This window comes from Allorhodopirellula heiligendammensis, from assembly GCF_007860105.1.
GTDB lineage: Bacteria > Planctomycetota > Planctomycetia > Pirellulales > Pirellulaceae > Rhodopirellula > Rhodopirellula heiligendammensis.
In genome coordinates, this window is record NZ_SJPU01000004.1 from 127,102 (window position 1) to 153,100 (window position 25,999).

18 protein-coding genes and 1 tRNA gene are annotated in these 25,999 nt (G+C 57.1%); 10 read left to right on the plus strand and 9 right to left on the minus strand.

Annotated elements, in window-relative coordinates:
• Nucleotides 1–41 precede the first annotated feature (41 nt).
• Complete coding sequence (locus Poly21_RS23930) at nucleotides 42–290, plus strand: hypothetical protein (RefSeq protein WP_146409603.1); 249 nt, start codon at nucleotides 42–44, stop codon at nucleotides 288–290.
• A 45-nt stretch (nucleotides 291–335) separates the two neighbouring features.
• Nucleotides 336–1,568, plus strand: a complete 1,233-nt coding sequence (gene serB / locus Poly21_RS23935; RefSeq protein ID WP_146409604.1) for a phosphoserine phosphatase SerB — start codon at nucleotides 336–338, stop codon at nucleotides 1,566–1,568.
• Here the strand turns inward: serB and Poly21_RS23940 are convergent.
• Nucleotides 1,488–2,942: a protein kinase domain-containing protein gene (locus Poly21_RS23940; protein ID WP_146409605.1), complete on the minus strand. Its 1,455-nt coding sequence runs from the start codon at nucleotides 2,940–2,942 to the stop codon at nucleotides 1,488–1,490. The genes serB and Poly21_RS23940 overlap by 81 nt on opposite strands.
• 392 nt (nucleotides 2,943–3,334) lie before the next feature.
• Between Poly21_RS23940 and mnmL the strand changes: the two genes are divergently transcribed.
• The 3 genes from mnmL (at nucleotide 3,335) to rimI (ending at nucleotide 6,065) form a co-directional block, all read left to right on the plus strand.
• A complete protein-coding gene (mnmL, locus tag Poly21_RS23945) occupies nucleotides 3,335–4,423 on the plus strand; it encodes a tRNA modification radical SAM protein MnmL/YtqA (protein WP_146409606.1) in 1,089 nt (362 codons plus the stop codon).
• A 4-nt stretch (nucleotides 4,424–4,427) separates the two neighbouring features.
• The gene (locus Poly21_RS23950) at nucleotides 4,428–5,420 is read left to right on the plus strand and encodes an exonuclease domain-containing protein (protein ID WP_146409607.1); all 993 of its coding nucleotides are present in this window, start codon (nucleotides 4,428–4,430) and stop codon (nucleotides 5,418–5,420) included.
• A gap of 168 nt (nucleotides 5,421–5,588) precedes the next feature.
• Nucleotides 5,589–6,065 carry a ribosomal protein S18-alanine N-acetyltransferase gene (rimI, locus tag Poly21_RS23955; protein WP_496109477.1) on the plus strand — a complete coding sequence of 159 codons (477 nt, stop codon included), beginning with the start codon at nucleotides 5,589–5,591 and terminating at the stop codon, nucleotides 6,063–6,065.
• 23 nt (nucleotides 6,066–6,088) lie between these two features.
• Here rimI and Poly21_RS23960 read toward each other — a convergent pair whose 3' ends face one another.
• The 3 genes from Poly21_RS23960 to Poly21_RS23970 form a co-directional block, all read right to left on the minus strand.
• The gene (locus Poly21_RS23960) at nucleotides 6,089–7,003 is read right to left on the minus strand and encodes an aminotransferase class IV (RefSeq protein WP_302120429.1); all 915 of its coding nucleotides are present in this window, start codon (nucleotides 7,001–7,003) and stop codon (nucleotides 6,089–6,091) included.
• Nucleotides 7,000–8,097, minus strand: coding sequence for a fatty acid desaturase family protein (locus Poly21_RS23965; protein ID WP_302120430.1), 1,098 nt, complete (start codon nucleotides 8,095–8,097; stop codon nucleotides 7,000–7,002). The genes Poly21_RS23960 and Poly21_RS23965 overlap by 4 nt, the downstream gene beginning before the upstream one ends.
• Before the next feature lie 338 nt (nucleotides 8,098–8,435).
• Nucleotides 8,436–8,509 (minus strand) — tRNA-Met (locus tag Poly21_RS23970).
• Between the two features lie 378 nt (nucleotides 8,510–8,887).
• Here Poly21_RS23970 and Poly21_RS23975 point away from each other — a divergent pair.
• A complete protein-coding gene (locus Poly21_RS23975) occupies nucleotides 8,888–9,982 on the plus strand; it encodes a beta-ketoacyl-ACP synthase III (RefSeq protein ID WP_436967523.1) in 1,095 nt (364 codons plus the stop codon).
• A 127-nt stretch (nucleotides 9,983–10,109) separates the two neighbouring features.
• Here Poly21_RS23975 and Poly21_RS23980 read toward each other — a convergent pair whose 3' ends face one another.
• Both Poly21_RS23980 and xylB read right to left on the minus strand, forming a co-directional pair.
• Nucleotides 10,110–13,883, minus strand: coding sequence for a 3-keto-alpha-glucoside-1,2-lyase-like domain-containing protein (locus tag Poly21_RS23980; protein WP_146409611.1), 3,774 nt, complete (start codon nucleotides 13,881–13,883; stop codon nucleotides 10,110–10,112).
• Nucleotides 13,884–14,121: 238 nt separating this feature from the next.
• Nucleotides 14,122–15,642, minus strand: a complete 1,521-nt coding sequence (gene xylB, locus Poly21_RS23985) for a xylulokinase (protein WP_146409612.1) — start codon at nucleotides 15,640–15,642, stop codon at nucleotides 14,122–14,124.
• Nucleotides 15,643–15,784: 142 nt separating this feature from the next.
• Here xylB and Poly21_RS23990 point away from each other — a divergent pair, with 142 nt between their 5' ends.
• The gene (locus tag Poly21_RS23990) at nucleotides 15,785–17,254 is read left to right on the plus strand and encodes an ABC transporter substrate-binding protein (protein ID WP_302120433.1); all 1,470 of its coding nucleotides are present in this window, start codon (nucleotides 15,785–15,787) and stop codon (nucleotides 17,252–17,254) included.
• A gap of 62 nt (nucleotides 17,255–17,316) precedes the next feature.
• Here Poly21_RS23990 and queG read toward each other — a convergent pair whose 3' ends face one another.
• The gene (gene queG / locus Poly21_RS23995; protein ID WP_302120434.1) at nucleotides 17,317–18,504 is read right to left on the minus strand and encodes a tRNA epoxyqueuosine(34) reductase QueG; all 1,188 of its coding nucleotides are present in this window, start codon (nucleotides 18,502–18,504) and stop codon (nucleotides 17,317–17,319) included.
• Nucleotides 18,505–18,710: 206 nt separating this feature from the next.
• Between queG and Poly21_RS24000 the strand changes: the two genes are divergently transcribed.
• Nucleotides 18,711–20,309 carry an ExeA family protein gene (locus Poly21_RS24000; protein WP_146409613.1) on the plus strand — a complete coding sequence of 533 codons (1,599 nt, stop codon included), beginning with the start codon at nucleotides 18,711–18,713 and terminating at the stop codon, nucleotides 20,307–20,309.
• 5 nt (nucleotides 20,310–20,314) lie between these two features.
• Complete coding sequence (locus Poly21_RS24005; RefSeq protein ID WP_146409614.1) at nucleotides 20,315–20,806, plus strand: hypothetical protein; 492 nt, start codon at nucleotides 20,315–20,317, stop codon at nucleotides 20,804–20,806.
• Here the strand turns inward: Poly21_RS24005 and Poly21_RS24010 are convergent.
• Together Poly21_RS24010 and Poly21_RS24015 are read right to left on the minus strand one after the other, a co-directional pair.
• Nucleotides 20,770–22,020, minus strand: coding sequence for a tagaturonate epimerase family protein (locus Poly21_RS24010; protein WP_146409615.1), 1,251 nt, complete (start codon nucleotides 22,018–22,020; stop codon nucleotides 20,770–20,772). The genes Poly21_RS24005 and Poly21_RS24010 overlap by 37 nt on opposite strands.
• A gap of 190 nt (nucleotides 22,021–22,210) precedes the next feature.
• Nucleotides 22,211–24,529, minus strand: coding sequence for a hybrid sensor histidine kinase/response regulator (locus tag Poly21_RS24015; protein WP_146409616.1), 2,319 nt, complete (start codon nucleotides 24,527–24,529; stop codon nucleotides 22,211–22,213).
• Nucleotides 24,530–25,021: 492 nt separating this feature from the next.
• Between Poly21_RS24015 and Poly21_RS24020 the strand changes: the two genes are divergently transcribed.
• Nucleotides 25,022–25,993, plus strand: a complete 972-nt coding sequence (locus Poly21_RS24020; protein ID WP_146409702.1) for a c-type cytochrome domain-containing protein — start codon at nucleotides 25,022–25,024, stop codon at nucleotides 25,991–25,993.
• Nucleotides 25,994–25,999: the final 6 nt, after the last annotated feature.

A 25,999-nucleotide genomic window follows, 5' to 3' on the forward strand; every position in this document is an offset into this window, starting at 1 on the left:
TACCACCTCACCGTTGCACGCGCCCTCAAGCGAGAACTTGGATGCACGCCCCCATCATTAAAATCGACGATAAACACGTTCCCCTCTACCGTATCGTGTGGGTGGCCGACCTACCGCATTTCTGCGGCGAGGAGGACTGCGTTCGTGAAGGCTACTACGAAATTCGCCTCGACGTGGACGATTCCCTCTGGACCAATCACCAGGATCGAGACCGCGTCATTGACGCCCTCAACCAATGGTGCGGTGATCCGCGTGACGAAGGCGAACTCGGCGGTGAACTTGAATTCTGATGCCACTTTGACGACACGCAGCGAGACCGCTACGATTCGCGGGCTATGAACCAGACCGAAACCGCTACCGTGACCACCATCCTGTTTCGCTTCACCGGCGAAGATCGACCAGGACTCACTGCATCATTATCCGATCATCTGGCACATTTCGGTTGCCGGGTGCTCGATGTCAATCAAGCCGTGATCCATCGCTCGTTACTGCTCGGCCTGATGGTCAGCGTGCCGGATGAAGTCGCACCAGACACCGTCATCGACGCCCTTCGGCAACGAGCAAGCGAACTCGAGCTCAAGTGCAAGCACACGCCGATCGCGGACGCCGCCTACGATGTCTGGATTGGGGAGGAGGGGAAGTCACGTTTCATTCTGACTCTGCTCTCTCGCGCCGTCACGGCGGAACAGTTCGCCGCTGTCAGTCGACTGGTCGCTGACCAAGGACTGAACATCGACGTCATTACCCGACTATCGGGACGCCCAAAACGGATCACCGATGGCGGCCCCACGCGAGCGTGTGTGGAGTTTTCTCTTCGCGGCGACCCCATCAACCCTGATTTACTCAAGGCCCGGTTACTCGAACTATCCACCCGCTTGGATCTCGACTTGGCGTGGCAACGAGATGACGCGTTTCGTCGTATTCGCAGGGTCGTTGCACTCGACATGGATTCGACGCTGTTACAGGCCGAGGTGATTGACGAAATCGCCAAGGAAGCTGGCGTCGGAGATCAAGTTGCTGCGGTGACGGAGGCCGCCATGCGGGGCGAGATCGATTTTGACGAGTCGCTCCGCCAACGAGTCGCGGCCCTCGCAGGACTTCCTGAAACCGTATTGCCCATGATCGCTGCCCGACTCGAGTTGACTGAGGGCGCTGAGACACTGCTATCCAACCTCAAACGATTCGGCTACCGAACGGCAATTCTTTCAGGCGGATTTACGTACTTTGCCGAGCACCTTCGGGCACGCCTCGATATCGACCACGTGCATGCCAACGAACTGGAAATCGTTGATGGGAAACTGACCGGACGCGTCGTTGGAGAAATCGTCAATGCCAAGCGAAAAGCAGCGTTGCTCGAACAACTCGCGTCGGACATGGGTATCGACTGCGAGCAAACGATCGCGATCGGCGATGGTGCCAATGACCTGCCGATGCTCTCTCGAGCAGGGTTGGGTATCGCCTTCCACGCCAAGCCGATTGTGCGTGAATCAGCCCGACATCAAGTCTCGACGCTCGGCCTCGATGCTGTTCTGTACATGCTCGGCGTTCGCGATCGCGATCTCGTTTGAAACCCCTTCGGTCACATCGCGGGCCACAGCGAAAACCAGCTGTTCGTCCTCGATCGATTTCGCCGTCCATTCGAGGGTGATGTGGTTTCCGCCTGAACCGATGTAGCGGTTTCGGAAGCGAATCACTGGCCGTCCCTCGTTCAGCGCCTTGATTTGGTCGATCGTTTGCGCAACGTCATCCTTGTGCACAAATGCGATGAAAGGCTTCGACAACAATTCGTCCGTGGAGTACCCCAGGACACGACTGAAATTATCATTGACGCGCACGAAAAAGCCGTTCCGATCAGCGATACAGAACATGTCAGGCGATAGCTCGAAGAATCGATTCATGTCACTTTGAACACTCCTCAACGTCGCCGTTTGGTGTGCCTGCATGACGTGGGCGAGCACCTTGGCACTCGTCGGCCGATCAGAAAACTTCGCTTGTAAGCAGTGGATGGCGAGCTGCACCAAGGCATTGTCCAGACCACAGGAGCGCAGTCGCTCCAAGCTCACGAAGGTCTTCGAGCGCAGGGCGGACTGATAAACTTTTCGTAGACTCTCCCCTTCATAGGGAGCATGTCCGGTCAGAATCTCGCAAAGGATCCCGCCAAGACTGAAGACATCGGCGCGAGCATCGAGTGCCGAACCCCGGGCTTGCTCGGGGGACATGTATTGGGGCGTACCATTAATTTGCGACTGCCGCGTGATCAACTTGCTCGCTTCGCCTCCGTCGGGCATTGGTGACAACGGATCACCTCCGACGGTCTTGCGAGTTAACCACACGTCATCCTCCGACTGCCGGCGTGTATACATTGCAAGTCCCCAGTCCATCACGTTGACCTCTCCAAACTCACCCACCATGATGTTGGACGGTTTCAAATCCAGATGAATTACACCTTTGGTGTGGGCGAAGGCCATCGTTTGGCAAACGTCCGTAAAAATACTTAACAGCTCAGCCGTCTCCACGCGGCCTGCGGCGATCATTTCACGCAGTGTCACACCGTCGACCAACTTCATTACGTGGAACGGTAATCCATTCCGGCAAACGCCGGTTTCGTAGATCGGAGTCACGCCGGGGTGTGAGAGAAAGCTCATCACCTGCGCCTCTTTCGCGAAATCGCTAATTGCGGTCGAGCTCATCGCACGATCCTGCCGCAGTACTTTGACGACCACATCTCGCTCGAACATCTGATCACGAGCGCGATACACCAGCCCCATGCCTCCAGTCTGAAGCAGCGAAATAATCTGGTAGCGATCGGTCGGCAATTCAGGTGGGGCATCACCAGCAATGCGCGGTCCCGAGATAATCACAAAGTCATCACCCTCCTCGGCAACAGACATGGATGGTGATTCCAGGGGCGCGGTTTCGTTCTCGCTTGATGATGAGCTCATGGAACGCTTTACATCCTCTTTTCACACGAATGTATCGTAGGTGGTCCCGCCGTCTAATTCCCGCCGTCTAAGGCGCCCTGACGAGCTCCCCATCCCAGCTTTGCATTACGAAAATGCTGGTTCCCACCGGCTGCATGAGTCAATAACTTCACTCGCGGGGACCCGCCGTATGTCATGAGATCATCTCGAGAAACAGGGCGCGCCATAACATCAGTCTACCAGAACCTGTTTCCTCGCTGGGGGAACGCAGATACTCGCAAAACGACTATGTTTCCCTAAGTATTTCGCTCAATTTCCTCGCTGCAACGGCGCGCACGATCGCTTTGCCGATTCGATGGAGCGTGATATTGTGGGGAATTGCTCCCTGAGTTGACCTCCGCCCGGTATAAGTGATGCCCGAAACTGAACCAAAACCTCATCCTGACGACGGTCCCCTTGCTTGGCAGCAGGAAGGGCTGTTGATCAATGCGTTTGGGCGACACCTGCGGCGAAAATTTGGTGGTCGAATCCAACGGGTCAGTGTGGACGCCGGATTCACGTGTCCGAATGTGGACGGAGCTGTCACCACTGGCGGCTGCAATTTCTGTGACAATCGATCATTCAGTCCGTCGCGAAGAGTCCGGCTACAGCGAGTGAGTGAGCAGCTACGGGCTGGTATTGAGCGAGTCACTCGGCGTTACGATCAAGTTGACGGTTTTATCGCTTATTTTCAGCCTGCGACGAATACCTACGCTCCCGTCGGTCAGCTCGCCGAAGTCTACGACCTCGCTTTAGCGGCAGATCCCCGAATTGTGGGGATCGCGATTGGAACTCGCCCCGACTGCGCTCCCGATAGTGTGCTCGACCTACTTGAGCGACTGGCCCAGCGATCGATGGTCTCGCTCGAATTCGGCATGCAGTCGGTGCACGATGAATCGCTGCGGTGGATGAACCGGGCGCACACCCACGCCGACATGATCAACGCCATCGATCGCGCCCGCGGTCGTGGATTCGAGTGTTGTGCACATGTGATTTTGGGGGTCCCTGGAGAAGACCATGCCATGATGATGCAGACGGCAGACGAAGTCGGCGTACTCGGTTTCGATGCCATCAAACTGCACAATCTGTACAGCGTCCACGGCACCCCCTTGGGGGGCGAGGTTCTCGCAGGAAAGGTACAGATGATGGGTCGAGAGGAATACGTCAACACCGTGGTAGACTTTCTCGAGCGCATCCCTCCCACCACGATCGTCGAAAGGGTTAGCGGCGATGCGCCGCCCAAGTTTTTAATCGAGCCCAAATGGTGTTTGGAAAAATCTGCGATCCGGAACGAGATCGATGCGGAATTCGCACGCCGTGGTACGCGTCAAGGAGCACGATTTGTCACTCCAGCATTGGCACCGTCTGCTCGACCACGTCCCCAGGACACGACGCCGGCGTCGATTGCTGCGCAAATTGACATGCGGGGCCGCCTGCCGGTGTTGAAGATGCAAGGGAACTAGCCCAGTGGATTTCACGGCGATTGACTTCGAGACCGCCACGCATCAAAGCGACAGCGCTTGCCAGCTCGCGGCGGTGCGCGTCCGCGACGGTGAGATGATTGACAGTGCCTGCTGGCTGATTCGCCCCAAACCATTTTACATCAGCCCGCGAAACATTGAGATTCACGGCATCACGCCCGACATGGTTCGCGATGCACCGGAATTCGGCGAGTTATGGCCAGAGATTGCTCGCACATTCGGTGACGACTGTTTGATTGCCCATAACGCGAGCTTCGATCTCGGTGTGCTATTGGCTTGCTTAAAGTCGCACGGTCATCCGGCACCGGACATGCAGTACAGTTGTACGCGCGCGATCGCCCGGCGCACCTGGCCCGAGCAACCTCGGTTCGGGCTCAAGCCTCTCTCGGATTGGTTAGGTGTGCGTTTCAAGCACCACGACGCACTTGAGGACTCGATTGCATGTGCCAAAATCGCTCTCGCCGCCGCGAAACATTTGGGGGTCGAATCGCTTGCACAGCTGGAAGAGCGGCTGAAACTCAGCCGGGGCTTGGCTGGTCCCTGGGGGAAAAAGGGGCCTGCGACGGCACGCCGATCTACCGTGCTGAAGGTCGCAGGCACCACGGCAGCGAACGGCGTAAAGCTACCCGAGGCCGAGGTGCTCGTTAGTGCCGCTGGCGTGGATGTACAGCGGCTTTTCATACGTGCCGAATTCATCCGCCCCCTTGCCGGACAACGAGTCGTATTCACCGGCACCCTCACCCGGATCCAACGCGAGGATGCTGAGCGATTGACACAGGTTTGCGGCGGACGCTGTGTGGCCAGCGTGTCCAAACTCACAAATCTACTTGTCGTTGGACAACCCGACTCACGAACCCTTCGCTCAGGACGATCGCAAAGTACGAAGGAGGAAAAAGCTCGCTCCCTGATCGCCGACGGTGCGGGCGTGAAGATTGTAACGGAGGACGAATTTCTGCGACTGATTTCGCAGAGTCTCTAGCTTTTTGCTTTTCTGTCTTGGTGCGGATTGAATGATCTGCTAATTTTCGTTTCATCGCCGCGGCGGCCAGGATGGCCTCCAAAGCGGCCATGGAATCTTCATTGCACCGGAAGGGAGTCCGACGTGGAACAGACTAAACAAGCTTGCCAAACCGCCCACATCCGCTGGATGATTCGACGCGATATGCCGGACGTCCTGGGCATCGAAAGTGATTGTTTCGAGTTCCCGTGGACCGAAGACGACTTCATTCGCTGCTTGCGACAGCGAAACTGCATCGGCATGGTTGCCGAATGCGATGGTAAAGTCGTGGGCTTCATGATTTACGAACTGCACAAGAACCGTTTGCACATTCTCAACTTTGCCGTCCACAGCAACTATCGCCGCCAAGGCATTGGCAACGTGATGATGCAGAAACTGCTCGGCAAACTCTCCCAAGAACGCCGCAATCGGATCATGCTCGAGGTCCGCGAAACGAACCTCGAAGCACAACTGTTCTTTAAGAACCTCGGCTTCAAAGCGATCTCCGTCTTACGCGACTTCTACGACGACGCGACGGAAGACGCCTACCTGATGCAATTTCGCTACCAGCCCAGTGCTGAGGAACTCGCCCAGCCTCACAATCGCATCACGCGAATGGCTGGCTAAAGAGATCTACTAGCCGCGTCTTGCTAGAGACAGATAAATTGACACTGCATGTCGGCGATGACAGCCTTCGCCGATTCGCCAGGAGCAGCACGGAGCAACTCTCCCTGGGCATCGTGAACAGACCTCGCAAACCAGAGCCCGGTGTCAGTCCCCATCAGCAACAGGGCATCTGCGTCGGTGATCATGGCCGATGTCAGCGGCGACTCTCGAGTTGACAGTGACAATTCGCGGCACACTTCCTTTACAAGAGCCTGAGTGACTCCCGGCAACACTCGGCTCGCAGGTGCGAAGACAACGTCCCGGCCAAACAGCAGCGCTATGTTCGCGATACTGGACTCCGTCCAACTGCCGTCGGCGTCCCGCAATACCCCGGTAGCACCGGGCACAATGGACTCGGCGTGGCAATCAGCGAGGTAATAATGCATGCGGCAGCGAACCTTCGCATGTCGTGACCAGCTTTCCTCCCCAGGCTGGACAACATTCGTCAGTACCACCGCTTGCCCTTGAGTACGCCGCCGCTGGACTGCGGCACCGTCGATCTCATTAAGATGTAGCGCAAAGGTTGGCCGACCGCCGTGACGCTTTCCGGGCGTTGCCCACAACGTGACGCCCACGTCACGCCTGGAAACGAGCAATGCCGAATTCCGCCTCAGCGATTCGTCAATCAAGGAGTCGAGGGCAGCACTCTCTGGCATTCCGCTGATGCGGGCATGACGCATTGTGTTTTCAAACCGCAGGAGATGGTCTTTGCGGCGGAACACCTCGCCCGCATAAGTGCGCATCCGCTCCACTGCGGTCACGCCCTGCCGAAAGCCTAGATCATCAACGGGCAGACGGAGTTGACTGTAGGGTAGCCAACCATCCTCGGCATTCGACGAGCATGAGAAATAAGCGAGGTGCTCAGCAAAATCGGCACTAGGGTGATGCGGGCCAGTCACGAAACAAGATTTCGCTGAGAGCCCTGGCTCCGACGCCATAACTTGACGATTGCCGACGTGAGCGAGAGCTCCGTGGTCAAATGGTATATCGAATCCGCTGGCAAACCCTCTGTAAGTCGCCGGTGGGCCTCGCCAAGATTGTGATAGGGCAAACGCGGGAAAAGATGATGCAAGGCATGATATCGAGTTCCTATCGGCCCCCAGAGCTCCGTGATCCAAGGTCGCGACGGGAAATTCACACTATCGATCAGCTGCTCCTCGAAAGTCATCTCACCGCCTTGATTGGTCCAGCGATGCGCACCCAGCGTGCGAACCTCATTGAGCACCAAAATTCCCACACCGACCGCGTACGCCACCAGCCAGAATGGATCGATCCAGGTATCTCGCATAATACCGCCGCGAATGAGAAACCATACGCACCAGGCAAAACAAAGCACCTCTTGCAGAATTACGATTCGCATCGACTTTGGCGACGCGTCTGGACGCTCGTACGTGGGATCCACAAGCATCGTGGACATGTGCCGATGAACGAAGGGACGCAATCGCGGAAACAGCCAACACGCGGGGCTGATGAGGGCAAAACGCAGCAGGGCAATGAACGGGATGATCAGCGCCTGCACAACGAATCCCACTATCATCCAGGGACCGCGATGACCCAACGCGAGGTACTCGCCGTCGTGTTCGGTACCATAGTGCTTGCGCCGATGATGATCGATATGCGGATAGTAAAGAAATGACGGCACCAGGAAAAAGATCCCACAAAGGGCATTCCACGCGATTCGGAATGCTGCAAACCCTTTATCCGGCAGATGAACGAGCTCGTGAATAAACATCAGCGCTCGCATGTACAACAACACGGTCACGACGTAGCACGCGCCCATGGTCGCTACGACTGTCGGCGTGAATCCATACCAGACCGGCAACCAGAATATAGCGTGCAGGGTGACGTGCCCTAGAATGATCGAGCACAGAAAATCGAACCAGTAAACCTTCTGATTCGGACGCTGCAGATCCCCAATCAGGGCTCGCGCTTCCGAAAATCGGAAGGTGTGGCACGTTTTGCTAGACTTCGGTGCCCCAACGGGAGATGTCAAGCGAGAGGTGGATCCGGTTGGCTTCGGCCCGGTCGAGACGCAAAATTCCGACACGGACGACTGAACATTAGTCGATGAGGTCATTGCTGGAATATTCGTAGCTGGCGATGTCGTTTCGGCAGGCTGTGACGAAGATTCCGGTCGCCACGTGCCCCGCCGATCATCAAAGGGTGAGGTACAGTGAGCGGAGCTGACTAACACCGATGGAGACGATCAGCGTCCCTGCTCCAAAATACTCTACACCATGCTACGGGGATGCGCCGCCAAAACCACAGAATTTCTCTCCACTGTGGCTTTGGGGTGACGATCTCACTGCCGGGGCGACAGGCAGCATGAAATAGCGATGAGCGGACTCGAACCGCTGACCTAAGCCTTATGAAGACTCCGCTCTAACCGACTGAGCTACATCGCCGAGTAAATCACAGCACAGCTGTGACTTTTCATTTTCAATGGAGAGCCAAAACTCATCCACGATTTGCTGCAAAAACTTGTATCGTCTTCGCGATGGCGGAAACTTACGACAAATTGGCTCGTTTGAAAAGACGTCCTTGGCTAGGTATTTTCAGATCTCGGTTCAAAACCTGTCGGATGTCGCTTTAGCTGCTGTTTTCGGTATATTGCCCAACCGCTCGACACAGGCCATGATTGGCTTCTTGCCCACCCGCTCCAGATAAATGAGGAAAGTTGGTTGCACACCGAACCGGCTCACGAATCGCCTAAAACGTCCGTTCTGTCTTCGCAGAGTCAAGCTTCCGGAGGCAATTCTGCAAGACTTCAGTCAGGCAGCGATATCGCGCCGGCGGGGACCTCAGCCGAATCAGCACTCGCACGTGGGCATGTGACCGAACACGGCCGCTTGGGTCGCGTGGGCGGGATTCGAATCGCTGGAACGGGCTCGTATGTGCCCGAGCAGATTGTGACCAACGAAGATCTTGCCAATTTGGGATGCGACAGCGATTGGATTGTTCGCCGTACCGGAATCCGCCAGCGGCGGCACGCTGCGGCCGACGAAGCGACCAGTGACATGTGTTTCCACGCTGCGAACCGGTGCATGCAAAATGCGGGGGTGACAGCCAGCGAAGTAGACTTAGTCCTCGTCGCCACGATTACCCCCGACCACCAGACGCCGTCCACCGCCAGCCAGCTGCAAGGCCGCTTGGGCATTGCCGCCCCTGCGATGGATCTAGGCGTGGCCTGTTCAGGTTTTACCTACGCGCTCGTCACGGCAGCGCAATTCATCGCCGCCGGCAATGCAAAAAACGTGCTCATCGTGGGCGCAGATTTGATGACCCGAACAGTCGATCCCGATGATAAGAAAATCTATCCGCTGTTTGGTGATGCCGCAGGAGCGGTTTTGGTTACCCCGACACCGTCGGGTAGCGAGGGAGGTGCACACAACCCCTGTGATCCGGGCCCCGCAACAGAGGGCTTGATTTCCTATCAACTCGGCAGCGAGGGAATCGGTGGCGAGATGCTGTGTGTGCCCGCTGGTGGAAGTCGTCAGACGCTCACACCCGAAGCCTACGCGGCCGGTGATCAGTTCATGAAAATGGACGGCCGAAATGTGTTTAAATGGGCGGTCCGAGTCGTCGACGAGAGCGCCAAAGATGTGCTCGCCCACGCTGGTGTGGCCGCTGACGACATTGCACTTTTGATTCTGCATCAAGCGAATCAACGCATCATTGATTCGGCCGTCGCGGGGCTCGGTGTCGACCCCGCTCGCGTATTTGTAAACTTAGATAGGTATGGCAACACCTCTGCGGCGAGCATCCCGTTAGCGCTCGATGAAGCAGTGCAGGCGGGCCGTTTGCAAAGAGGCGATCTGCTCTTGATGAGCGGCTTCGGCGCCGGCCTGGCCTGGGGAACACTGCTGCTGCGTTGGTAGGCACAGCATGAACTGCATTGTTGCCTGTTCCTTAAGGCAGCACGCGAGATTCTCGGCTCTAATCACCAAACAACATTCCTAGCCCAAGTAGCGGTTGGACTAGGAATGGTCGAAACTCACCAGCCGCCTACTTCTGATACCGCTTGTCTTCGGGATTGCCACCCGACATGAGGTAGGCCACGAGATCGCGAACTTCGTCGGCATTCAGATTGTTGAGCAACTCCAATGGCATCTGCGAGACCGGTGATGCCGTAACTTCTTCGACATCGCCCGCTTCGATTTCAATCGGTTTAGCATCAGGCTGGTTGGGATAAACGGTCAGATCGCCGCCCGCACGTTCAACGACGAGACCACTCACCAAGCTGCCATCGGCGACCAGAACCGTGGACGATCCGTATTGATCGGAGATCACTTTACTGGGATCGATGATCGCTTCAATCACATAGTTCTGATCAAACTTATTTGGGATACTCGTCAAATCCGGCCCGATGTTACCTCCGAGGCCAGCCAACCGGTGACAGGATGCACACTTCGCGCTGAAGTACAACGAGCGTCCCCTTTCGAAATCGGGTTTCCCGCCGCTGGCTGCCTGATTCGCTGACGCGATTTCCCAAGCTCGGCCAGGACCTTCGATGGCGGCGATCGCAAAATCGGGGACGGGATTGAAATCTTCGCCCGTTACATCTTCCAGAGCTTTCCGCTGCTCATCGGTACAAAACTGGAGCGCCTCGTCACGAGTGCGACTTAGATACCCAGGAAAACTCGCCCCCCCAGAAGTCTTCGCCGCCTCATTAAGAAACTCAAAATACGCACGCCGTAATGGCAGCGTCCAACCCTGGCGTAGGTTGCGAAGCATAAAGGCGTACTGGATTTCGCGAGCCGGTGGCGGATTATCGAGCATTTGCTGAACTCCGCGTCCGTATCGGCTGTTGCGAGCAGCGAGCGTCGACCAATCCGGGTACTCCGGTGCACCCCGGTGGGTAATCAAGTCCATCGCCCGTGCCGCTACCTTCGCACTCTGCAGATAGACCAGCACTCGCACGAGCTCCACGTTCACGTCAGCGAAGCGGCTAGGCATGAGAGGTTCAAGCTTGGCAAGTACCCGCCGGCGCTGTTCGGGAGTCGGTTTTTGAAGTTCAGTAAATACCAGAGCAAGGGCCCGGAGTGCGCCGAGTTGTTGACTTTCGGAGAGTTCACCGATCTGCAGTTGCAATAGCCGATCGAGCAGCGGTCCTGCATGATCAGCCTCGCCCATGCGGGCGAGTGCCACTGCGGCAGTGATGGTCGTTTGTGGATCCGCATCTTCAAGAACACGCGCAGCCCAGGTGTTGACGTCTTGGCTTTCGATGGCGATCCGGGCGGCGTAGCGCAGAAAACGATCCTCACTCGCGAGAAATGGCCACGCTGCTGCAACGGCTGCCGGATCTGCAATCCCGTGGAATGCTTCGAGCGTCCGGCGTTGTTCGCGGGCGGCAATGTGTTTGCGTTGCGGTGGTGCAGGAGCTGCTGTGGACTCATCGCCGATGTAGTGCACTTTGAATAAAGCAGATTCCGTACCGCGTCCACCGACAGCGAAGTAGAGCGCGCCATCGAGCCCCACGACAGCGTCAGTCACCGGCAATGGCGTGCCATAGACGAATGCTTCTGCTTCGCCGCGATAGCTCGAGCCCTCGGGTCGCAGATGGATGGCGTAAATGGTGCCAAAAGTCCAGTCGAGTGCGAACACGGCATCTTGATAGCGTGTGGGAAAACGAGTGCCCTCTCCGGAGATCATCCCAGTAGGCGATCCAGGACCGATCTCTACCACCGGGGGCAGACTATCCTCGTAGTAGGTGGGCCATTTGCCACTGCCACTGCGCCATCCGAAATCAGCGCCACTCACGACATGACAAATGCGTGTCGGACGGTACCAAGGTGCGCCCATGTCCCACTCCATGTCAGCATCATAGGTGAACATATCACCGACACCATTCAGCGTGATGTCATATTCATTTCGAAAACCAATCGCATGGAGTGTTTGAGTTTTTGCATCGATATCGAGTCGCGTCACCCAACCGCCTGGCGCCAATCGTCCCCGTGCATGGCCGTTGGAATCCCACATTCGCGGCAACAGCAATCCTTCGTACCAAGTCGGCACCTTGCTACCAGCGAGCTCGCCCCGCTCGGCATGGTTGCCGCCCGCCATGTAGATCGCGTCGCCATCTTCGGTCACGATCACGGCATGGTTGCCGTGCTCACCACCACTTCGACCGCCCGGAACAACCTCGGCATGGTCGAGAACGTCATCGCCGTCGCTATCCGTGATCCGAACGAGGTTGCCACCATTGCGATGAAACCACAAACTATCAAATGCCCACACCAAACCCTGCGCAGAGGAGAGATCACTGAGCGTGCCAACCGAGACCTTCTCAACAATCGGCTTTTGGGAACCTTGCATCGTGACGCGATAGAGTCCTTGGCCGCCCTGGTCACATGCATAGATCCGTCCCTGAGGATCCAGTGCCATCGCTACCCAACTGCCTTGTTCTTTCGGAATGGAATAGACGCGCTCGATCGCGAAGCCGGGCGGCACGCTGATATTTTTCGCGTTGAGAGGGTCGGCGCCGCCAGCCGAACCCTGCTCGTGGTTGGGAATCCCCCAAGGTTGTTTGCCCAGGTCGCCAAATCCTTTAGCCGATTTCCAAGTCGCGTCGTCGAAGGAGACCTGTCGCCAGCCCTTTTCCAGTTTCTCACTAAGCTTCCAATCCTGATTCGAAACGATGGATCGTGACTTCCCATTCGCAAATCGAATCTCGATTTTGCATACGAAAGCCGCCACGCCGGTCTCGTTCTGGCACTCGGCTGCAATCACATTCGGACCCGTCGATAGCAAGTTCGTGATCTCTTTCTCGATCGGTTCTTTCCACTCTTTGGAGCTACCCACGGATTTTCCGTTGATCCACATTTTCACTGCATTGTCGCAGGTGGCATACAGACGAGCCGACTTAATCGAGTCTTCCAGTTGCACGGTCTGGCGAACCCACACCTGCTGATTGGTGTGTGATTGAGGTGCCCAAACCCATGTAGGCTTCGGTTCTGCAAGCAGCCATTTCCCATCGTCGACCTGGGGTAACTCCGCTGCTTGTGAAACTGCCGACGCGGATGAATCGAGTGCATCTGCCAAGGTCTTTTTCGCATCTTGCCCCTCGAGTGGACGCAGTAGCAGCGAGCGGAACTCGACTTTCATTGGCGGCCCGGCATGCAATTGCAGCCCCAGTTGCCCAGTTGCTTTCGCACCGGGATCGTTGTCCGTGATATCGACCGTGGTGATCCCATTGACCTGGTGAATCAGTCGATTGCCCACGGCAATAATTCGCAGGTCGTTCCAGTCGCCTGCCACGAGCGGTTCTTCTTTACCGACGTCACCCACCACGTTCTTCTTTCCGTCGGCGTCAATCACGACGCGCTGTCCACGGGTGGCAATGATACCTCGCGGCGTTCGCTCGCCGTACATCATTCCAAAATAGTTCGGGTTCGGGTGCAGATCCGCTTGATACCCAGCCATGGCGAAATTGCTCGCATCGACGACCTCGCTGCGATACTGCACGCCAGAGTTATTCCCTTCGAAACGCACTTTGCAGCGAAACTCAAAATCACCCAGCTCGCCGCCTTGCCAGACTAAGAAGGTGTTCCCCTTGGTGGGATTTTCAGCGGTTGTTTGCCCCTGAATCGCACCGTCGACCACTGACCAGAAGCCTTCGACTCCCCGCCAGCCAGCTAATGACGAGCCATCAAATAGGATTTGAAATTTGGGTTCTGGTGACGTTTTTGGTTCTGGGGATTCCGCGACAACAGCAGGGAGGTTGAGCAGAAATAGACATAGGCAGCCATAACGGGCAGCCGTACCAAAGTGAAGTAGCATGGAGGATTGCGGTGGGATTGAGGGCAGGAGTTTGGAGGGAGTGTAGTTTGGGACCATCGTCCCGAGCGTTCGTCACGCAGAATGAGACCTTGGGCAACTACGCCGTGGACCATTTTGTAGCACGTTTGACAGGCATGCGGGCGTACCGACCGCTTAATTCGGACGCATGTTTTCTACAGAAAAAATGCGTTTCAGCAGTTGCTCGGACGGGACAACGGTCCCATCCTACGGGCTGGGCTTATTGCATGTCAGCGAGCGTATGCATCGAATCGCTCAGCCGCAGATAGAGGTCACGATAGACCGGAAACAGGCGGTTGTAGGTCGCTTTGGCTTTGGCGTCGGGTTTGGTCTCTGCCGCCACTTCAATGGTAGCCGCGCAAGCAGAGGCGATATTCCGATAGGCACCGTCGCCTACCGCAGCTAGCAATGCCACACCGTACGCTGCACCTTGCTCGACCTTTAGCGTGGTGATCTTTTTGCCGAACACATCCGCTTGCATCTGACGCCACAGCTCGTTCTTACTGCCGCCACCGGATGCGCGGATTTGCCGGACGGGCACCCCGAGAGATTCGATAATGTCGAGGCTGTCACGCAGAGCAAAGGTAATCCCTTCCATCACGCTACGGGTCATCGCGGCACGATCATGGGTCAGGTTCATACCAACAAACGCCCCGCGCGCTTTCGGGTCGGCGTGAGGCGTGCGCTCGCCGTTGAGGTAGGGCAGGAACAATAGCGAGCCACTGCCAGCGGGAACACCTTCCGCTTCCTTGGTCGCAGCGGCGAACGATTGGCCTTTCGGCATGCCTGCTAAACCTTGCAACACGTTCTCTACCCACCACTGCAGCGAGCCGCCACTGGTCAGGTTCACCCCCATCATGTGCCACTTACCGCGTACGGCATGGCAGAACGTATGCAAGCGTCCAGCAGCATCGATATTGGGTTCGTCACTGTGGACGAACATCACGCCGCTGGTGCCGATCGATGTGCTCAGCAAGCCGGTCTTTACAATTCCATTGCCGATCGCGCCGGCTGCGCAGTCCCCCGCACCACCAACCACCTTGCACTCGGTGCTCAGCCCAAGTGATTTGGCGGCAGCGGGCGTCAACGTTCCCGTAACATCCTCGGATTCAACTACCCGCGGGAGGAGAGAGGCGTCCAAGCCCAGCTTGCTGAGTAGCTCACTCGACCAGCCACGCGCCTTGACGTCGAGGAGCAACGTGCCGCTGGCGTCGCTGACTTCAGTGACGTAATCGCCGATCAGCCGCCGGCGAATCTCGTCCTTCGGCAACAATACCTTTGCAAGCTTTCCAAAATTTCGCTTCTCATTGTCCCGCAACCACAAAATCTTAGGTGCCTGGAAACCGGTCAGGGCTGGGTTAGCGACCATGCCAATCAATTTCTCACGCGAACCGGCCGCACTCGTGATCGCATCACACTGCTCAACGGTTCGTTGATCGTTCCACAGAAGTGCCGGGCGAATGACTTGATCGTCTTTGTCCAGGAACACCGAGCCGTGCATCTGTCCAGATAGCCCGATCGCCTTGACTTCGGATTTGTCGACGTTCGACGCACGCAGGACGGCACGAACGGTCTTCACAGTCGCTTTCCACCAATCCTCAGGATCTTGCTCGGTCCACCCCGGGCGAGGCTGGGCCATGGGGTAATTGGCATCGGATTCGGCGAGCACGCTGCCCGCTTCGTCAATGAGAAGTGTTTTGGTGCCGCTGGTACCGATATCGATGCCGAGGTAATAACTCATGTTGCGTGGTTGATCAAAAGTGGAGGTGTGAAAAGATTGGATCGGGGTCTGCCCTGAACAAAACGACAATATAACCCGTATGATGGCCGCGTTGTCCTCGCAGGCCGACGATTTCTCTGCTCCGAACCAATGCTGCCCTTTCATGCGATCCTCCGACCACGCGCGCGAGCCACATTCGCCTTCATCATCCGGTTTGCCACGCCGTGATTGGATCGCCGGAGCAGGCTGCCTGCTGGCAACGTTGGGGTGCCGACCGGGACAGCCCAGCGAGGATTCCGCGAGCCGCGACGCGACGATTCACTCCGACGTGCCGCTGCGGATCCTCTGGATGGGTAGGGCCGCAGACGCGACGGTGCTCGAGCGAACGTGGGCATCGATCAGCGAGCAACCACTCGATATTCGATTGCTCGAGCCTCCTCGCGATGCCGAGTCAACAGACGCGCCCGATGACCCATCACCACTGCAATCCCAAGAGTATCTGAAACAGTCCAGCAGCGCCGACGTTTTGCTGTATCCCGTCTCCATGATGGGCGAACTGGTGACCAACAAACGCATCATGCCGCTGCTCGCTAACGCCTCCAGCGAGGAAAGTCTCGGCAGCACCAGCGCCGATCAACACGATACTTTTCGAGGGCTCGATCGTTCGTCACTGCCGATCACCCTGCGATTGGCAACGACGTTCGCAGGGGAACAGATGGCGACGCCCCTGGGCGGTCGTTTGCCTGCATTGATGTTGGGGGAAAACTCCAGTGATGAATCAATCCAGTCCTGGAGCGAATACGCTGACTTTGTCGAGTCCTCGGGAGGCAAGTGTGCTGAACCCACTGCATTGGGATGGGCCGGAGCGATGTACCTATGGCGACTGGCTAGCAGCCTGCAGACCACTTGGTTGTTCGACCGCGAGACCCTTGCCCCCCTCCTGACGCTGCCCGAGTATGTGGCCGTATTGCAGCAGATGCGCGCTGCGGTACAGAAGTCTAGCCCCGAGTTTCGCGACCTGGCTCCCGGCCAAATCTATCGGCTTGTCGCCAACGGTGAATTGCAGGCAGGCATTGGGTTCCCGCAGCTCGGCCCGAGCCCAGAGGACGCGCGAGATCAAGTAAATGGTGTGATTGCATTCTCCGCGCTGCCCGACGGTGGTGATGACGAGTCGAAACTCGGTACCGAAATCCGGCAGGCTCGGCAGCGAGCCATGATTGATCCATTCATGCTGGTGGGATCGTTAGCCGCGTCCTGTCGGCAGACTGCAGCGGCAGACGCATTTTTGGATTGGCTCTCCGGTGGCCAAGGGAGCGAGCCACTCTATCGCAGTATCGCGTCGTTAGTCGACGTCACCAGCCCGGCGAGTGAGTCATCTGTCGATATGGCAGAGCGGTATCGAGCATGGCTGAGCACCCAGCTATCCAAGCCGGGTTACGTTCCGACACTTCAACTCGCCGGTGCCGTGGAGTACTACAACTCGCTTGATAGCATCGTGCGTGACTGCGTGCTCGGAGACACCACCGCCGAGGTTGCCTGCCAGCAGATCAACGATCAGTGGAATCATCTCCATCACCAATACGATCTTCCCAGTCAAAAGCGAATGTGGCGACGGGCCCTTTCGATGGGTTAGACAACCGCGACTCATCTCCTGCTCCCCGAGGTCAGTGAAAGATCTCCCCGCGTTCCACAACGTCAATCGAATTCGGCTAAAACGATGGGATCGGTTTCCTGGAGACGAAACCTCGCTAAAGCTTCCTGGATCGTGCGGGCCTCGTTGGAGTCCGCATGCACTAAGAGCTTTTGAATTGCCCAGAGACAAGCTGCTCGCACGATGGACTCCGAATCTCGCAAACCGATCATCAGGGTTTCGACGCAGTCAACATCGCCGACATTCCCCAGCACGACAGCGGCGTTTCGCAGCAACCCGCGACGCCGCGTTCGCCACATCGCAGTATCGCGGAACTGCTTACGAAAGCTCTCGTCATCAAGTGAAAACAACCGCAACAACTCCATCCGGCCACGCACCGTCTGTGTCGGGGCCATCTGCCTCGCATCCCGCATCCCCTCAGCTGCCATGGCTCGGCGTGTTGGCTTGCGATTCCACGGGCAAACCTCTTGGCAGACATCGCAACCGAATACCCAGTCTCCAATGCCGGCGCGCATCGGCTCCGGGATCAGTTCGCGACTCTCAATCGTCAGAAAACTAATGCATTTCGACGCATCGAGCACATGGGGGCCCACAAACGCGTTGGTTGGGCAGGCATCTAAGCAAGCTGTGCAAGTTCCACAGTGGTCTGGTTCGAAAGGAGTATCCGCGGGCAACTCGATATCGACGAGCACGCAGGCCAGAAAGAAATAGCTACCCATCACTGGGTTCAATAGCAGCGTGTTCTTGCCACGCCAGCCCAACCCGGCGAGTTGAGCAACCTCTCGTTCCATCAACGGCGCAGTATCGACGATCCCACGTGCGTGAGACTCCGGACGCAGGCCTCGAATGAGCTTGCAGATTCGCTTGAGTTTGGGATGAATCACATCGTGATAGTCCAATCCCGACCAGGAGTACCGGGCAACGCGCCCATGAACACCACCGTCTGGCAACTCTTCGTTAGATGCTGGATTGGCCGCTGGATAGGGGAATGCCAAAACAATCACCGCCCGCGCCCCAGGCAAAACACCTGCGGGATGGCGATAGGCATCCAATCGGTTTGCAAAATAGCCCATCTCCGCCGCATAACCGGCCTCAATCCACTCGACAAGTTCAGTAAATCCCTGACTGTCGACGGCGGGTGCGAATCCGCATGCCGAGAATCCTTCGTCGATCGCAGCAGCACGAACTGCGGCCGCAACTTCGTGCAGATCGGGCGGTTGCGAAAGTGGCATAGGCTTGACGTGGAGAGATTGAGTAACGCGAGCATGGCTGCGTGTCCGTACTTGGGGTCTCGACCGTGGTGCACTCCAACCGTGTCGAAACAGGCAGGCCACCGATACTACCATTTTCGCTTCAGTTTGCCCGCACGACGTGCCGACTGTAACGATTAGATAGGTTTTCCGCTTTTTTAGTTTTGTGCCGCCTCGGGACGTCGACCATGTCATCGGTTGAAACACAGTTTCACGTACCCCCGTTTCCCCCCTTCCCCAGCGCCTCGCGATACGTTCGCGTCGGTTCTCAGGATGAAGCTCTGCAGCGTGTTAGGCACGCCGTCGAGGCTTGGGAAGCCATTTCGTTGGTCATTGGACCACCGGGTACCGGCAAGTCCTTGATCTGCCAAGTTTTGCAGCAGTATTTTTCGCGGGATCGCGAAGTCATTGTGTTCGGTGACACCACGCTCGAAAGCCCCCTGTCGCTGCAGCGTCACCTGCTCAGCCGCCTCGATCGGATTCGGGGTATCGCGCCCACGCCGCCAGCACTGGGGGACGATCCGCAGCTTGCCATTATTGAGCGAATCGCTGGCAGTTCGAAAGAGTTCGCCGGTCTGCTTTTGCTGGTCGACGAAGCGCAGTCTCTGCGTCCCGAGGTGCTCGAGACCATTCGCATTCTGACCAACGTGATGTCCGATGGACGGCCGCGTGTCAGCGCCGTCTTACTGGGTGGCCCCCAGCTCGACGAGACGCTCGCCCTGCCATCTCTCGATGCTCTCGTCCAACGCGTCGCGACGCGTTGCTACCTGCACCCGCTCTCCAGTGATGAGACGGTGCGGTACGTTCGCCGCGCAATCGACAATGCCGGGGAAGCGGCCCAGTTCGCCATTGACGAAGAAGCCATTCGCTGCATTCATTCTGCGTGTAGCGGTGTGCCACGCCTCGTCAATCAACTCATGACCGCAGCGATATCATTCGCCAGTTCCAAGCAACAAACCCAGATCACGACTAAAATCGTCGATGGCGCCTGGTCGGTGCTGCAGCAGCTTCCCGGCCCGCTTCTCGATGAACCTGAATTGAGCCGACCTGTATCTGACGTCGAATTCGGTCCTCTCCGCGATGGCGAAGACGTGACCTTTGAGACCAGCGAGCTCTCCAAACTCCCAAATGATCTTCCCTCCGTTGGCCACAACACGGACGATCATTCGCAGTGCACCGAGAATCTTCGCAATTGCGACGCCGTGGAACACGAACAGGAGATCGAAGATCCCGAGTTTACCGTGCAAACCGATGTCGCTTACAGCTGCGATGATGCGTCTCAGTTCGGTGCGGTTAGCGTTGACTGTCAATCGCCATGCGACTTTGACTATGAAAACATCACTGCTCGCCAAGTCAATGAAGAAAGTCCAGAAAGCACCTTGGAGCCCAACAGCACGCTCGAAACACCCTCGCCTGACGAGCTATTTGGTGACTTCGACGATGAAGAGCCGGTGACGGACTCCGCTGAAACTCCGACACTGCGAATTCGCGACGAGCCAGACAGCGAAGCTGACACCGATCATATGGTTGAATCGACAGAGGTCGAAACCGCCTTGCATCAGGAAGTGCTGAACCTGCGTGCGGCCGCCGCTCCAGTGCTCTGGGTCGAAGAGGCCGACGACGACGAACTCGTCCACGACGATCGCGACATGCTGGTCATCGAGGACGACATTGACGTCGAGAATCCGGTGATCGTCAAAGAGATTCCCACCGACGCCCCTGCGGAACCTTCGGTCGCGATCGACTTCCACGCCATGTTGGCCAAGATGCGCACCTCAAAACGATAGTCAACATGCCGATAACAAGCCCGGTCAATCCGATCCGCAGTGACGACACGCTGACAACACTTCTATGCCATGCGGTTTCCGCTAATCGTAGCGAGCGGAAGACGCTCACCCTGGTTCTACCTGAGCATGTTGCCTTGCAACCGGACTTCTTTTGCGATCTCGCCAGTAGCTGGCGAGTATTGCGTAAGAAACTTTCACTCGGCGAGGGCACTGAACTGAAGGTTGACTACTGCAGCGATGCCGATGGGCTAGGCATCCTCCAAGAAGCTTTCAGACGAATTGAGCAATGGCGTTGCCAGCACAACCTTAGGCAGCAGAAACTCCATGGCTTGATAAAATTGTCCCGCTGCCTCATTGTCGGCAAGCCCACACGCGATGCGTCTGCAGTGGTGATGGGCGTTGCTGAACCTTCGGTCTCGCTGCCCGATTGGGCTGAGCCAGCGCAAATCTCAATGCCTGGTTATCCGAGAAACAACGGGCGCATGTGTCGCTCGTAGATATTTTCGGTCACCTGTTTGCCGACAATCTCTTCGTTGGCGACAAGCAGGTCGGTGTACCGACTGCCGGTCTTGGCAGCGACCTTGAATGACACATGCAATAGTTGTCGCATGCTCGCGTTAAACATGGGGTTGGCGGGAATGTGACGGATCGACGATGCAAATTCGCTGCCGCTGTACTGCTGCACGGTTGCGAGATCGAGCAGTTTGCTGGCATCGACATCGATCACGCTGGCGTAGGGTGCGGACAACTCTTCGACATGGTCGAGCGCGTACAAGTAGATCTCCTTGGCGAGCTCCAGACCGTCACCGCCAGCCTCAGCAAGACCGATTAATTCTTCGAGCCAGGTTGTCCCGGCGGTCTTGATGTGTAGTCCCGCACCGGTGCGACGCAGGGATTCACGGATGATCGGGTACAAGCTGAACTTGTCGCTACCGCTGTGTACGCTCAGTTTGAGATTCTCTGGCAAGCCATATTGCTTTACCGCGTGAGCGATCACGGCCAAGTCATCGTTAAATTCTCGCTCGAACTGGGCCAGGTCGCCGACGTAGTCGACCCCCTTGTTGAAACGCCCCGTGAATTTGGGAGCGATCGTTTGCAGCGGAATTTTTTCATCCGCCATGGCCGCCAGAATGATCAACAGCTCTGGAGGCGTCTGTGGTGAATCGGTTTCATCCATGGAAACCTCTGCAACCAAGTTCCCGCTGCCTTTGACAGACGCGATATGCTGATAGATCACGGCTGCTTCCTTGACAGCGAGCAAGTATTGCTCAGCAACACGGCGGACATCGTCACCCGTGATCTGGAGAGGGGTCGACAGGCCGGCGAGTTCCAGTGATCCCACCAGTTCACTGTGTCGATCGACGAAGGTGTCAATGTCGGATGCTGGAGCCGCCTTCCCGATCCAGTCCGCGACGTCGATTGTGAAGAAATCGCTGCATGGCAAGAATGGTTCGACCGTGGCGAGCTGGATATGATCGGCATCGACGTGCCAAGGCTTCGCCCAGCCGAGCTTCTCCACCGCTGCTTTTGCCGCATCGTAGACGCTCTGTGGCCGAGACCCGACGAAGGTGTGTTCCCGATTGGATTTATTCCAAACCGGAGCGACATCAACGCCATCATCGGCGAGTTTCTGAAAAGCACGCAGTTGTGCCGCTGCTTGATGAGCGAAGCGATCGCCCACGCCGAAAGAGTATTTTCCGATGGTCAGCATAGATTTCTTATCCCAGTAGTTTGAAGTAGTGTGTTTTCTAATCGATGGTGGAAAAACCGGCTACCCGTGTGGCGTATGGCCGACTGCAGTGCGTTATCATCAAGCGCAGAGAAACTGCGCAGAGAAACTCGGTAGCGGTCGCTTCGCCTAATTGCCAGTTTGTTCGGGCAACCACGAGCTAACCGCCCGCTCAATTCGGCAGGGTAGACCTCAGTTCAGCCGCCCGTGCGCGGCGCAGATGCTGGAGTTCGTGGAGGGAAACGTCCTGAGTGTATTTCGCGACCATGCGTACCAATTTGGAGTGGTCGATTGGTTTCGAGAGGTAGTCATCGCAACCACCTGCCAAACATTTCTCACGGTCGCCCTTCATGGCATCGGCGGTGAGCGCGATGATCGGTTCTTGCACCCCTGCTGAACGGAGTTGAGCGGTGGCTTGCAGACCATCGACATTGGGCATCTGCATGTCCATGACGATCAAGTGGAATGGGCTACCAGAATCGCGAGCTGCAACTGCCGCCTCGACGCCTTCGCCGCCATCCTCGGCAGTGCTGACGATCGCACCCGCCTTCTCCAAAAAATGCTGGCTGATGTGACGAACATCACGCCGGTCATCGACGACAAGTACGCGGCAGGCCAGAGCACGGGCTTGCGTGGGAGCCTCTTCATCCTCCCGCGTGAACGACACTAGATCAGGTTCAATGAGGTGTACGTCTTCGGTTGCAGGTATGGGAAGTTTCACGGTGAACGTGGCTCCCTCGCCCAACTGACTCTCCAGGCAGACCTCCCCTTGGAGGATATGGACTAATCGTTGACTAATCGCCAAACCCAAACCGCTGCCACCGTAGGAACGCGTCACCGAGGAGTCGCCTTGTGAGAACGGTTGAAATAAACGCTGTTGCTGCTCGGGACTGATACCGATTCCCGTGTCGCGAACCGAGAACAATACCAGCCGTTCGTCTGCGTCATAAGAAACCGCCAAGGTCACGCGCCCCTCCTCGGTGAATTTGATGGCGTTGCCGATTAGGTTGATCAATACCTGCCGCAATCGGGTCGCGTCGGTGCGAATCGTCTCGGGAACACTGCCCTCAAACTCCGCGTGAAACGGCAGGTTCTTCTGATCGGCGCGGACGTGCATCAATGATTGGACATCAGCCACCAACTGCGGAAGCGACGTCGCTTCGACATCAATGTCGAGCCTCCCGGCTTCGATCCGCGACAGATCCAAGATATCGTTGATCAACTCCAGCAGATGCTGACCATTGCGTTTCATGACGAGCACGCAGTTTCGATTGTCGGGGTCGCGGAGGTGACCCAGCAGAACATCGGCGTAGCCGAGGATCGCTGCCATCGGTGTACGAATCTCGTGGCTCATGTTGGCCAGAAACTCGCTTTTGGATTGGCTGGCTGCGAGCGCATTCTGCTCACTCTGACGCAGTCGCTCCTCTTGCCGCTTTCGCTGGGTGATATCAGTGATCGTTCCGTCAAAGCTGGAGAGGATACGGGCGGTACCCGTTCCAGTGAAGTGAGCCGCTCCCTTGGCGAGGACCCAGCGCTCGCTCCCATCGGGTCGAATGATGCGGTATTCAGAAGCGTAGGGCTGTGGATCGACCGGGCGGACCGCTGCCGCGATCGCCGCTTCCACACGAGATCGGTCGTCGGGGTGAAGGGCGTCGATGGCGCCTTGATAGGTGACCTGCCCAGGTTCAAAGCCAAAGATTCGTTCAAATTGCGCATCTCCGATCAATTCCCGAGTCGCCGGAATGATGTTCCAGGACCCCATTTCCGCGGCATCGAGGGCGAGCTGCAATCGTTCACGCGTTTTCGATAATACTGCGGCGGCATGCTCGGCTTTGCGCCGATTTCGCTGCAGCAGGTACAACACACCACCGACGAGGATCAATCCGATCAAGGTCGACAGCACCGACGTAGTCCGGCCGCTCTGGTAGGAGTGGGACGCAAGCTGCTCACGTTCGGTTAACAAATCCGCCACGCTCTGGCGCATCTGGTCTGCCTTATTGGCGATCCGGTTCATCGTACGTTTGCCAACATCGGTGGCCACGGCCAATCGAGCTTCCTCAGGGCCATCCTCATCCTGCATGGCGAGAACGAATTCGAGTTCCGCGATTCGCTCCTCCACCAGTTGGCGGAGTTCCACGCCGTCACGTTGTTCGCGTGGATTGTCGCGAGTCAATTGGGCGTACAGATCCAGCGATGATTCGGCGTTGATCACCGCCGCACGGAACGGTGCCAGATACGCTTGGTCCGCAGTGATCAGATACCCACGCTGCGCACTTTCGGCATCCATGACGGACGACTCGACCTCTCTGAGGGCGGAGAGCACCTGATTGGTATGCCTTACCAGCAGGCGATTTTCCTGGAGATCGCGAATATTCGCAAGCGCAACGACACCACTGATAACAAGGACCACGATGACGCACGCAATCGCCAGCGGCTCAACGACGCTCCTGCGTAGCCTGAGTTGATGATCGTGGGATTCAAAATCATTCACGGTTGGCTCAGGGGAAACAGGGAGATTCACCACCGCCTCGCCGTTTCAATATGCGCCCTTGAGGCCGTGGTCAGCCCGCCAACGCGGCGGTAGTAATGCCTGCCTCACTGTGCAGAGGTTCAAAGACGGTAGAGGCTCCAATTGAAGGCCATCGATTCGCCCGGGTCAATGGCCCAGAAATTTACTTGCGTGTCACTGGGTGGGCAGCCCGAGTTACGGCGAGGTCGTCGCATGGTGGTTGGTAGAGCGGAGATGTTCGCACTACAATGCTGTTTGAAGACTTCTCGTCTCCCTTCGAGTCTCCCACCTATCGCTTCCCGCCTCCCACCTTGGTCGCCTTCACGGCACGGATTTACCATGCATCTCCCACCCCACCGTCCCCTGCCGAATTGTTTGAGCATTGCCCTCCTGACCAGCATCGCGGTGCTAACGTTCCAATGGCCCATCGCGGCCGCGAACGACAGCGACATCGTGGGGAAATCAACGGCAGAAATGATGGAAGACGTTGCCGATCAGCCCACCAAGCGATTGCCGGTCGACGAGGACGGACGGGTGGTGAGTTTTGAACGTGACGTGATCCCCATCCTGCGGGAGCGCTGTATGGAGTGCCACGGTCCCGATGACGCTAAGAATGATTTTCGGGTCGATGATCCCGAACTGGTATTTGATTACGTTGTCGAAGAGGACGCCCTCTCAAGTAGTTTATTTACGGACTATCTGACTACCGAGGACGACGACATGTTGATGCCGCCGCGAAGCCATGGGGGCCCGCTCAGTCCCAGCGAATTGGCGCTCATCCGACTGTGGATCGACGAGGGCGCGAATTGGCCAGAGGACGCGATGCTCGATGGTTCGGGGGCGCCGCTACCGGCCGCTGACGAGCTATTGACGGAGAATCGAGGTCTGGTATCACGCGTCTGGGCGTTCCAGGGCTTCCTGCACCCCGCCACCGTTCACTTTCCGATTGCTTCGCTGATGATCGGAGCACTATTCGTGGTACTGGGTTGGAAGTGGTCCGCCGTGGGCACGCAGATCCCATTGGCGTGCCTATGGATTGGTGCGGTTTCAGCGATCGTGGCTACCATGATGGGTTGGTCATTCAGTGTCGAGAAAGGCTATGGGTCATGGAATCGGTTTGACATGGATTCAGAAATCTTTTGGCATCGTTGGTCTGCGGTGATTGTGACCGTACTCTCAAGCGTTTTCGCGATCGTCGCACTGCTCTCCATTCGCTCGCGATCGACACGGTTGACGACGACCTGGAAGGCGGGGCTATTATTAGTCGCGGGGCTGGTCGGAGCGGTGGGACACCAGGGCGGCGAGTTGACTTATGGCAAAGAGTTTTACCCCAAAGCGTTCAGCATCCTACTTGGTCATCCCGTTGACTCCAGCCACGACTCAAACGAAGAAGATTCGGATACACTGCGGGAAACTGAATCAGCTAGCATGGTCCCATTGGAATAGCGATCG

Bases quoted from the DNA above. Each gene is read 5' to 3' on its own strand.
- Poly21_RS23930 (WP_146409603.1), top strand. From the start codon at position 42: ATGCACGCCCCCATCATTAAAATCGACGATAAACACGTTCCCCTCTAC.
- serB (WP_146409604.1), top strand. From the start codon at position 336: ATGAACCAGACCGAAACCGCTACCGTGACCACCATCCTGTTTCGCTTC.
- Poly21_RS23940 (WP_146409605.1), bottom strand. From the start codon at position 2,942: ATGAGCTCATCATCAAGCGAGAACGAAACCGCGCCCCTGGAATCACCA.
- mnmL (WP_146409606.1), top strand. From the start codon at position 3,335: ATGCCCGAAACTGAACCAAAACCTCATCCTGACGACGGTCCCCTTGCT.
- rimI (WP_496109477.1), top strand. From the start codon at position 5,589: ATGATTCGACGCGATATGCCGGACGTCCTGGGCATCGAAAGTGATTGT.
- Poly21_RS23980 (WP_146409611.1), bottom strand. From the start codon at position 13,883: ATGCTACTTCACTTTGGTACGGCTGCCCGTTATGGCTGCCTATGTCTA.
- xylB (WP_146409612.1), bottom strand. From the start codon at position 15,642: ATGAGTTATTACCTCGGCATCGATATCGGTACCAGCGGCACCAAAACA.
- Poly21_RS23990 (WP_302120433.1), top strand. From the start codon at position 15,785: ATGCGATCCTCCGACCACGCGCGCGAGCCACATTCGCCTTCATCATCC.
- queG (WP_302120434.1), bottom strand. From the start codon at position 18,504: ATGCCACTTTCGCAACCGCCCGATCTGCACGAAGTTGCGGCCGCAGTT.
- Poly21_RS24000 (WP_146409613.1), top strand. From the start codon at position 18,711: ATGTCATCGGTTGAAACACAGTTTCACGTACCCCCGTTTCCCCCCTTC.
- Poly21_RS24005 (WP_146409614.1), top strand. From the start codon at position 20,315: ATGCCGATAACAAGCCCGGTCAATCCGATCCGCAGTGACGACACGCTG.
- Poly21_RS24010 (WP_146409615.1), bottom strand. From the start codon at position 22,020: ATGCTGACCATCGGAAAATACTCTTTCGGCGTGGGCGATCGCTTCGCT.
- Poly21_RS24020 (WP_146409702.1), top strand. From the start codon at position 25,022: ATGATGGAAGACGTTGCCGATCAGCCCACCAAGCGATTGCCGGTCGAC.